This window comes from Pseudomonas sp. B329 (assembly GCF_023127835.1).
Taxonomy (GTDB): domain Bacteria; phylum Pseudomonadota; class Gammaproteobacteria; order Pseudomonadales; family Pseudomonadaceae; genus Aquipseudomonas; species Aquipseudomonas synxantha_A.
Map to the genome: position 1 here is coordinate 25,556 of NZ_SPKP01000024.1, position 8,558 is coordinate 34,113.

The 8,558-nt window shown below is 55.7% G+C and carries 7 protein-coding genes and 4 tRNA genes; 8 read left to right on the forward strand and 3 right to left on the reverse strand.

Annotated elements, in window-relative coordinates; translation table 11 throughout:
- The first annotated feature begins 9 nt into the window (after positions 1–9).
- From alaS to mgtE, 7 genes are all read left to right on the forward strand, one after another.
- Positions 10–2,628 carry an alanine--tRNA ligase gene (alaS, locus tag E4P00_RS15480; protein WP_032879836.1) on the forward strand — a complete coding sequence of 873 codons (2,619 nt, stop codon included), beginning with the start codon at positions 10–12 and terminating at the stop codon, positions 2,626–2,628.
- 95 nt (positions 2,629–2,723) lie between these two features.
- Positions 2,724–3,965: an aspartate kinase gene (locus E4P00_RS15485; RefSeq protein ID WP_005790609.1), complete on the forward strand. Its 1,242-nt coding sequence runs from the start codon at positions 2,724–2,726 to the stop codon at positions 3,963–3,965.
- 175 nt (positions 3,966–4,140) lie between these two features.
- A complete protein-coding gene (csrA, locus tag E4P00_RS15490) occupies positions 4,141–4,329 on the forward strand; it encodes a carbon storage regulator CsrA (RefSeq protein WP_003175645.1) in 189 nt (62 codons plus the stop codon).
- A 62-nt stretch (positions 4,330–4,391) separates the two neighbouring features.
- Positions 4,392–4,482 (forward strand) — tRNA-Ser (locus tag E4P00_RS15495).
- Positions 4,483–4,590: 108 nt separating this feature from the next.
- Positions 4,591–4,667, forward strand: a tRNA-Arg gene (locus tag E4P00_RS15500).
- A gap of 72 nt (positions 4,668–4,739) precedes the next feature.
- A tRNA-Arg gene (locus tag E4P00_RS15505) sits at positions 4,740–4,816 on the forward strand.
- A gap of 349 nt (positions 4,817–5,165) precedes the next feature.
- Positions 5,166–6,608, forward strand: a complete 1,443-nt coding sequence (mgtE, locus tag E4P00_RS15510; RefSeq protein WP_005790606.1) for a magnesium transporter — start codon at positions 5,166–5,168, stop codon at positions 6,606–6,608.
- Between the two features lie 100 nt (positions 6,609–6,708).
- On the opposite strand, the gene E4P00_RS15515 is transcribed toward mgtE, so the two are convergent.
- The 3 genes from E4P00_RS15515 to E4P00_RS15525 form a co-directional block, all read right to left on the reverse strand.
- Positions 6,709–7,035, reverse strand: coding sequence for an Arc family DNA-binding protein (locus E4P00_RS15515; protein WP_003193592.1), 327 nt, complete (start codon positions 7,033–7,035; stop codon positions 6,709–6,711).
- Between the two features lie 375 nt (positions 7,036–7,410).
- Positions 7,411–7,590: a PA3371 family protein gene (locus E4P00_RS15520; RefSeq protein WP_103734786.1), complete on the reverse strand. Its 180-nt coding sequence runs from the start codon at positions 7,588–7,590 to the stop codon at positions 7,411–7,413.
- 11 nt (positions 7,591–7,601) lie between these two features.
- Positions 7,602–7,829, reverse strand: a complete 228-nt coding sequence (locus E4P00_RS15525) for a hypothetical protein (protein ID WP_216091991.1) — start codon at positions 7,827–7,829, stop codon at positions 7,602–7,604.
- Between the two features lie 323 nt (positions 7,830–8,152).
- Between E4P00_RS15525 and E4P00_RS15530 the strand changes: the two genes are divergently transcribed.
- Positions 8,153–8,229, forward strand: a tRNA-Arg gene (locus E4P00_RS15530).
- The last annotated feature ends 329 nt before the right edge of the window (positions 8,230–8,558 follow it).

The following is an 8,558-nucleotide window of genomic DNA, read 5'->3' on the forward strand; positions in this document are numbered from 1 at the left end:
AAGAACCTAATGAAAAGCGCAGAAATCCGTGAAGCCTTCCTTCGCTTCTTCGAAGAGCAAGGTCACACCCGTGTAGCCTCCAGCTCCTTGATCCCAGGCAATGACCCCACCCTGCTGTTCACTAACGCGGGGATGAACCAGTTCAAGGACTGTTTCCTGGGCCAGGAAAAGCGCGCCTATACTCGCGCCACCAGCAGCCAGAAGTGCGTACGCGCCGGCGGCAAGAACAGCGACCTGGAAAACGTCGGTTACACCGCGCGTCACCACACGTTCTTCGAAATGCTGGGTAACTTCAGCTTCGGCGACTATTTCAAGAAGGATGCGATTACCTTCGCCTGGACCTTCCTGACCGGCGTGCTGAAACTGCCCAAGGAAAAACTCTGGGTTACCGTCTACGCGACGGACGACGAAGCCTATGACATCTGGACCCAGCAAATCGGTGTACCTGCCGAGCGCATGATTCGCATCGGCGACAACAAGGGTGCGCCTTACGCTTCCGATAACTTCTGGACCATGGGCGATACCGGCCCGTGCGGCCCTTGCACCGAGATCTTCTACGATCACGGTGCGGACATCTGGGGTGGCCCACCGGGCTCGCCGGATGAAGACGGTGACCGCTACATCGAAATCTGGAACAACGTGTTCATGCAGTTCAATCGCACCGCCGATGGCGTGTTGCATCCGCTGCCGGCGCCGTCGGTGGACACCGGCATGGGCCTGGAGCGGATCAGTGCGGTCATGCAGCACGTTCATTCCAACTATGAAATCGACCTGTTCACCAACCTGCTGAGCGCTTCGGCTGCGGCCATTGGTTGCACCAATGAAGGCCAGTCGTCGCTCAAAGTGGTATCGGACCACATCCGTTCCTGTGGCTTCCTGATTGCCGATGGTGTGTTGCCGTCCAATGAAGGGCGTGGCTACGTGCTGCGTCGCATCATCCGTCGCGCCTGCCGTCACGGTAACAAGCTGGGTGCCACCGGCAGCTTCTTCTACAAAATCGTGGCTGCACTGGTTGCCGAGATGGGCGATGCCTTCCCGGAACTCAAGCAGCAGCAGAGCAATATCGAGCGCGTACTCAAGGCCGAGGAGGAGCAGTTCTCCAAGACACTGGAGCACGGTCTGAAGATTCTCGAGCAGGACCTGGCTGAGCTCAAAGGCTCTGTGGTACCGGGCGACGTGGTGTTCAAGCTTTACGACACCTACGGTTTCCCGATGGACCTGACCGCCGATATCGCCCGTGAACGCGAGCTGACCATCGATGAAGCCGGGTTTGAGCGTGAGATGGAAGCCCAGCGTGTGCGTGCGCGTTCCGCCAGCTCCTTTGGCCTGGACTACAACACCCTGGTCAAGGTTGACGTGCCCACCGAGTTCATCGGCTACAAGGCTACCGCCGGCTCGGCCAAGATCGTTGCCATCTATAAAGACGGCAAGTCGGTCGATGTATTGAGCGAAGGCGAAGAAGCCGTGGTGGTGCTGGACCAGACTCCATTCTACGCCGAGTCAGGTGGCCAGATTGGTGATTGTGGTTTCCTCAGCTCGACGTCCGGCCGTTTCGAGGTGCGCGACACCACCAAGACCGGCGGTGCTTTCCTGCATCACGGTGTGTTGGTGCTGGGCAGCCTGACCGTCGGCGCACCAGTGGATACCCAGGTCGATGCCGACGTACGGCACGCAACTGCGTTGAACCACTCGGCCACTCACCTGCTTCACGCTGCCTTGCGTCAAGTGCTGGGCGAGCATGTTCAGCAAAAGGGCTCGTTGGTCGACAGCCAGCGCCTGCGGTTTGACTTCAGCCACTTTGAAGCAATCAAGCCTGAGCAGATCAAGGCGCTGGAAGATATTGTCAATGCCGAGGTGCGCAAGAACACGCCGGTAGAAACTGAAGAAACTGACATCGAAACCGCCAAGGCCAAGGGCGCCATGGCGTTGTTTGGCGAGAAGTACGGCGACGAAGTTCGCGTGCTGAGCATGGGTGGTAGCTTCTCGGTCGAGCTGTGTGGTGGTATCCACGCTAACCGTACCGGCGATATCGGCCTGCTGAAAATCATCAGCGAAGGTGGTGTGGCGTCCGGTGTGCGTCGTATCGAGGCGGTGACCGGTGCTGCGGCCCTGGCTTACCTCAATGCCGCCGAAGAACAACTCAAGGAAGCGGCCAGCCTGGTCAAGGGCAGCCGTGACAATCTGATCGACAAACTGTCTGCCGTGCTGGAGCGCAACCGTGCGCTGGAGAAACAGCTGGAGCAGTTGCAGGCCAAGGCGGCCAGCGCTGCGGGCGATGATCTGTCGGCCTCGGCGGTTGACGTCAAGGATGTGAAAGTTCTGGCGGCGCGCCTGGACGGTCAGGACGGCAAGGCGTTGTTGGCCTTGGTCGATCAGTTGAAGAACAAGCTCGGCCGCGCAGTGATCCTGCTCGGCAGTGTCCATGAGGATAAGGTCGTTCTGGTTGCCGGTGTAACCAAAGACCTGACTGGCCAACTCAAGGCCGGTGATTTGATGAAGCAAGCCGCTGCGGCAGTGGGCGGCAAGGGCGGTGGTCGTCCGGACATGGCACAAGGCGGTGGTGTAGATGCCGGTGCCCTGGATGCGGCCCTGGCCTTGACCGTGCCGTTTGTCGAGGCAGGTATTTAAGGCACTGTTAATCGGCCCGTGGTCTAGTCACGGGCTTGTTCAGTGCGGGTGGATTGGATATTAGGCGCCCCTTTACGGGCTGAGGCGGCTTGGAAATGGCTTTGATCGTACAGAAATTTGGAGGCACCTCGGTCGGCTCTGTAGAAAGAATCGAGCAGGTCGCCGACAAGGTTAAGAAATTCCGCGATGCCGGCGATGACCTGGTTGTGGTGCTGTCAGCCATGAGCGGCGAGACCAATCGCCTGATCGACCTGGCCAAGGCTATCAGTGGGGATCAACAGCCGTTGCCACGTGAGCTGGATGTGATTGTGTCCACGGGCGAGCAGGTAACCATTGCGCTGTTGGCCATGGCTCTGAACAAGCGTGGCGTGCCGGCGGTGTCCTACACGGGCAGCCAGGTGCGCATTCTCACCGACAGCGCGCACACCAAGGCGCGTATCCTGCAGATTGATGATCAGAAAATTCGTACTGATCTGAAGGCTGGGCGCGTGGTAGTTGTAGCGGGTTTCCAAGGTGTGGACGAGCAAGGCAACATCACCACCCTCGGGCGTGGCGGTTCTGACACCACGGGTGTGGCACTGGCGGCAGCGCTCAAGGCTGACGAATGCCAGATCTATACCGATGTGGATGGCGTCTACACCACTGACCCGCGCGTCGTGCCAGTGGCCCAGCGCCTGGACAAGATCACCTTTGAAGAAATGCTGGAAATGGCCAGCCTTGGTTCCAAGGTGCTGCAGATTCGCGCGGTGGAGTTCGCCGGCAAGTACAACGTTCCGCTGCGCGTATTGCACAGCTTCAAGGAGGGTCCGGGCACCCTCATTACTATTGATGAAGAGGAATCCATGGAACAGCCGATCATTTCCGGCATCGCTTTCAACCGCGATGAAGCCAAGCTGACGATCCGTGGCGTGCCAGACACCCCGGGCGTGGCTTTCAAGATTCTGGGTCCTGTCAGCGATGCGAATGTTGAAGTCGACATGATCGTGCAGAACGTTTCGCACGATAACACCACCGATTTCACCTTCACCGTGCACCGCAACGAATACGATGCGGCATTGAAAATCCTGCAGAACACAGCGAGCGAGATTGGCGCCCGTGAAGTGGTCGGCGATACCAAGATTGCCAAGGTATCGATCGTAGGGGTGGGCATGCGTTCCCATGCCGGCGTTGCCAGCCGTATGTTCGGGGCCCTCGCCAAGGAGGGTATCAACATCCAGATGATTTCCACTTCGGAAATCAAAGTCTCGGTAGTGCTCGAAGAGAAGTACCTGGAACTGGCTGTACGCGCGCTGCATACCGCTTTTGAGCTTGACGCTCCGGCCCGACAGGGCGAGTGATGTGTTGCCAGGAAGGCGCGGTTTACCGCGCCTTTCATTTTTTTGTGGGGCGCATGTTCTTTTGCGTGGGCTCGACAATACTTAGGTGTGTAGGGCTACGGCTTTTGGGTTGTAGGTCGAATGCCTTTTTTTTGCAGACTGTTGTTCCTGAACTGAAATGCGTGAGGAGAAAGGCATGCTGATTCTGACTCGTCGTTGCGCAGAAAGCCTGATTATCGGTGATGGCGAAATCACCGTGACCGTGCTCGGCGTCAAAGGCAATCAAGTGCGTATTGGGGTTAACGCTCCAAAAGAGGTAGCGGTTCACCGCGAGGAAATCTACCTGCGGATCAAGAAAGAGAAGGACGAAGAACCAAGCCTTTAATTTTTATCGTTTTTTATGTTTGCAAACGGGGATGAACGTGGTTAATATACGCCCCGTGTTGCGGAGAGCTGGCCGAGTGGCCGAAGGCGCTCCCCTGCTAAGGGAGTACACCTCAAAAGGGTGTCGGGGGTTCGAATCCCCCGTTCTCCGCCATTATTTGCTTAGTACGTTGCAATCTGGTTTTTTCGGTAAGTTGTTGAAAATACTCGAAAAAATAGCTTTACATAGAGATTGAACGGCCTATAATGCGCGGCAACAAATGCACTCGTAGCTCAGCTGGATAGAGTACTCGGCTACGAACCGAGCGGTCACAGGTTCGAATCCTGTCGAGTGCACCATTTAAGAGTTAGTTGCAGCGATGCAGGTAGCTCGGCTTCAACCAGTTGTGATCTGGTCTAAAAACACAATCTGCACTCGTAGCTCAGCTGGATAGAGTACTCGGCTACGAACCGAGCGGTCACAGGTTCGAATCCTGTCGAGTGCACCATACAAACAAAAAGCCCGCCTAGTGCGGGCTTTTTGCCGTCTGGGGTTTATGTAGGTTTTATCCTGGTGTGGGTCTTTTTATCTTTCCCATGTGTTTTCCCTCTCCTGCGTGTCGTCGCATTTCTATAGGTGCAGCCAATACTGAACATTGGCTCGCAAGCGCTTGTTCTTTCCAGTTTTTTAACGTTTAAAACGGCCGGGCGGTGTATCATGCGCCGGTCAGCCCCGTCGGGGCTTGTGGAATACCTCCATGGACTTACCCAGTAGTGACTCAGTACCCCGTTTTACCAATCATGAATTGACTGATTGATCCTTCCGGCGTGCCCCGCTGCTGGGAGTGGAGTTCGCCTATGACCGAAGTAGAAGTAAAGAAAACACAAGAAAGCCTGCAGGATCGTCTGGCTCAAGTCATCGAGCTGCTGCAGCGCCAGCGCGTGGTCGAAGACCTCACGCACCGCCAGGAAGGTCCGAACCACGACCGCGTTGAAAACCTGGTTCACCGGCAAAACCTCGTCGAGTTACAACGCAAGCTCGATGACCTGCACTCCGCCGACGTTGCCTACATCCTCGAAGCTTTGCCGCTGGATGATCGACTGACCCTTTGGCAGTTGGTCAAGGCCGATCGCGACGGTGACATCCTCCTGGAGGTGTCTGACTCGGTCCGTGAAACGCTGATCGCCGACATGGATGATCATGAGCTCCTGGCCGCCGCCAAGGAGATGGATGCGGACGAACTGGCCGACCTGGCACCTGAGCTGCCCCGGGATGTTGTTCATGAGTTGATGGAGGCGCTCGATACGCAGCAGCGTGAGCGCGTGCGATCGGCGCTGTCCTATGACGAGGACCAGGTCGGTGCGCTGATGGATTTCGAGATGGTCACCATCCGCGAAGACGTCAGTCTGGAAGTGGTACTGCGTTACTTGCGTCGCCTCAAAGAGCTGCCGGGCCATACCGACAAGCTGTTCGTGGTCGACTACGAGGGAATTCTCAAAGGCGTGTTGCCGATCAAGCGCCTGCTGGTAAATGATCCAGAGAAGAAAGTAGCTGACCTGATGGCCAGCGATACCGTCAGCTTCCATCCTGACGAAGATGCCTACGACGCGGCCCAGGCCTTTGAGCGTTACGACTTGATCTCGGCTCCGGTGGTCGACAAGAACGGCAAGTTGATCGGTCGTCTGACCATCGATGAAATCGTTGACTTGATCCGTGAAGAGAGTGAAACCGAAGTCCTCAACATGGCGGGTTTGCGTGAAGAGGAAGACATTTTTGCGTCAGTCTGGCGTTCTCTGCATAACCGCTGGGCCTGGCTGGCGGTTAACCTGATCACGGCATTTATCGCGTCTCGTGTCATCGGGTTGTTTGAAGGTTCAATCGAAAAGCTGGTGGCATTGGCAGCGTTGATGCCGATTGTGGCGGGTATCGGCGGTAACTCCGGTAACCAGACCATCACCATGATCGTGCGGGCCATGGCGCTGGATCAGGTGAGTACGGCCAACTCTTCACGCCTACTGCGCAAGGAGCTGGCTGTGGGCCTTATCAACGGCCTGGTGTGGGGTGGAGTGATTGGTGTGGTGGCCTATCTCCTTTATGGCAGTTGGTCCTTGGGTGTGGTGATGACGGCCGCCATGACCCTCAACCTGCTGCTGGCTGCCTTGATGGGGGTATTGATCCCTATGACGCTCGCGCGCCTTGGTCGCGATCCCGCCATGGGAGCCAGCGTGATGATTACTGCCATGACTGACAGTGGTGGCTTCTTCATCTTCCTGGGCCTGGCAACGATCTTCCTGCTCTGATCCTTTCTGCGGGGGCATGTCTGCCCCCGCTTTGCTCCCCATCTCCAAAATTCAGGCAAAAAAAAGCCAGCACATGGCTGGCTTCGGCTTTCAGTGTCAATCAATTGGCTTCTGCGGCCGCCTCAACATCGTGAGCGATAAGCGAGACGAGGGCGTTTTGCTGGCGGTGGGAGAGCTGACGAAAACGCTGCAGCAGTTCGCGTTCGTGCAGTGACAGCTCCGGGCTATCCAGGCGCATGCTCAACTCTTCACCCAAGGCACCTTCCTGAATAAGGCTTTGTTCCAGGCGTGCGATGATTTCAGAGTTCATGCTGCGGTGATGATTGCGAGCCACCTCGGCAATGCGTTCCCGCATTCCGTCTGGCAGACGTACGACGAATTTGTCAGCCGTACGGCTGGAATAAATTGCCTGTTTCAATGGGCGCATATATTTAACCGGTTAGTTCAGGGGAGCGGTTTCTGGAATTGGCCGCAAGATGAGTGTTAAGACAAGGCTCACGACCAAAGTTCAACCCGAATTGCAAAGAGGCCGCATCATGCCTCAGATTTGCCATTTCATTGGCGTCAATTCTGTGACAAATATTGAACCGCCTAAAGGCTTTGTGCCAGTACTGAATTGCATTTTTGCGGACTGGTTTGAAAACTTTGGCGCTGATGCAGTGCTAGTCCATCAACGCGCAGGGCTACGGCGCATCTGGGTTGAAGGGCGCAGCGCAATATGGCCTTTTGCCCTCAGTCTTAAGCCTAGTGGCAGTTTGCCGATTTGCTAGGGTGATTCGACATAAGGTAGGGGGGGAGGGGGTTAGCGCAGCAATGGATCGAACTTGATTCGGCGACCGGCGATGAGGGCCAACATCAGTAGGCTACCAAACACGGCGCTGACGATGAAGGCGGTGGCTTGAACTCCAGGGGAGTCAGTAGCGAGGGCCAGAAAGCCTGCCATGAGGGTCAAGCATAGAAAAAGCCAGGCAGGTTTGGACATTGATAGTTATCTCAGAAAACCCAGTGCTCGGATGTAGGTGCTGCTTGTGTTTCTCGGGTCAGGAGAACGGGTGACTGCTCGGTAGCAGTGACTACCGCCAGCTGGGGGCGTTGTTGCAGATGATGGGGAACTGCTTGGCTGGCCAGTGCGGCATCTTGAGTATTGACTGGCTGGAAATGAAATATCACCAGTGCGGCCAGGGCTACGGCATTGAGAGCTAATAGTAGGATGCTATTCATGGTCATGTTCTCCGCGGTGCTTGGTTCGCTTGGTTTATGCAAAGAACATTGCAGATGCCGTGCCAAACTATTTTCCCTTTAAAATCAATTAGTTGATTTGCCTATGTGGGGGGTTCGGGTTGCAGTTTGCAATGATGGCATTTTGAGGTAGTGCAATTTGCACGATCACTGCAAGTCCCCGTGTTTACTGGGTGAAGCTATAAAGATATGTGCAAGGATTGCCCTACAAGCAAAATGCCTAAGGACGACATGACAAAAACTACCTCGACCGTTAATATGCACGCCGTCTGTCGCTGGTCTCATCCGCGACGCGCTTGTCATTTGTCCCAGTAGCTCAATTGGATAGAGCATCCCCCTCCTAAGGGGAAGGTTGGCCGTTCGAACCGGCCCTGGGACACCATCTTTATAGACTGAACGCCTGCCATGGCGTTTAGTGCTATCTACAAGACATCCGCTTTTCTCTCTGCTGCATTTCCTTCGATCTGAATCCTGCTATCTGTTGATAGCCTGGCATTTGTTGCAGGTTGTTTTTTGCGTCAGGAGTATCCAGTGCGGGCAATGCGCTGGCTCCCTTCTCTATATATAGAGATTCACAGAGGCTCCAGGCCTGGTGCACGGCAGGTCAAATGGGAGTTTTGAGTTTTTTGATTTAATGGGGTTGACGCACATGCAAATCCCTGTAGAATTCGCCTCCCGCTTCGGAGAGATCTTAAGCGCAAGTGGTTGAAG

What these genes read in the sequence shown, in the direction of transcription:
- E4P00_RS15525 (WP_216091991.1), bottom strand. Translation starts at nt 7,829, where the DNA reads ATGAATAGCATCCTACTATTAGCTCTCAATGCCGTAGCCCTGGCCGCA.
- mgtE (WP_005790606.1), top strand. Translation starts at nt 5,166, where the DNA reads ATGACCGAAGTAGAAGTAAAGAAAACACAAGAAAGCCTGCAGGATCGT.
- alaS (WP_032879836.1), top strand. Translation starts at nt 10, where the DNA reads ATGAAAAGCGCAGAAATCCGTGAAGCCTTCCTTCGCTTCTTCGAAGAG.
- csrA (WP_003175645.1), top strand. Translation starts at nt 4,141, where the DNA reads ATGCTGATTCTGACTCGTCGTTGCGCAGAAAGCCTGATTATCGGTGAT.
- E4P00_RS15520 (WP_103734786.1), bottom strand. Translation starts at nt 7,590, where the DNA reads ATGTCCAAACCTGCCTGGCTTTTTCTATGCTTGACCCTCATGGCAGGC.
- E4P00_RS15515 (WP_003193592.1), bottom strand. Translation starts at nt 7,035, where the DNA reads ATGCGCCCATTGAAACAGGCAATTTATTCCAGCCGTACGGCTGACAAA.
- E4P00_RS15485 (WP_005790609.1), top strand. Translation starts at nt 2,724, where the DNA reads ATGGCTTTGATCGTACAGAAATTTGGAGGCACCTCGGTCGGCTCTGTA.